Raw genomic sequence first — 638 nt, forward strand, 5'->3', positions numbered from 1 at the left:
ATGCGGATGAAGCATAAAGGCTTATGAAAATAAGGTTAAAAGTTGGACTAAATCCAACTATCTTTATGAAACTGCAGCGGGTATTTTTTATGTATGGGGAGCGAAAAACGGCTGTGAATTTATTTTTCCTGTCCGTAACCGTAACATCTTTAAAACCTAACGCCTCAAGCAGTCCTTTTATTTTCACATGAAGTTCCACAGCCATAGTAAGCACCAACACCCCGCCGCTCTTTTTTTTACCCCCCCGCCATTATTCAAATTACAAGGCGTAAAACAGCCCTGCCCGTCCTTGCCGTATGATTTCACCTTTTTTTCTACGCCACTCGTTTTCCCCCGAGCGGAATTGGGTTTTTCCCCCTCCGCTTCAAGACGGATTGACCTTAAAGAACGCATCCGCTCCGCTAATTTTTCCCTCTCCACGCCAGTTATAGCCTTAATGGTCGGATGTCCGCAAAGCCAGTTTTCTTCGGCGGTTTTTCTTTCCACGTCCGTTGCGTCAGGGTCTATGCCGGACATCTTTTTCCCGATAACGCAACGCCGCTCAAGCATGGCAAGGGTAAAATATCCCGCTATAGCGGAAGCGCCTATTTTTGCGATTTTCCGCTGACGTTTAACCCATTCGGGAACGTCCTGCAAAC

General features: G+C 46.6%; 2 protein-coding genes. Both read right to left on the reverse strand.

Translation table 11 applies throughout. The features are described from left to right. Window positions 1-205, reverse strand: a 205-nt coding sequence (locus ACYVRH_RS14025) for a hypothetical protein (protein ID WP_461257498.1), incomplete at its 3' end; no start/stop codon positions are given. Then, on the reverse strand, window positions 184-638 hold a 455-nt coding region (locus ACYVRH_RS14030; protein ID WP_461257499.1), incomplete at its 5' end, for a hypothetical protein. The genes ACYVRH_RS14025 and ACYVRH_RS14030, both read right to left, overlap by 22 nt.

The sequence above is a fragment of the Treponema sp. R80B11-R83G3 genome, assembly GCF_054786115.1.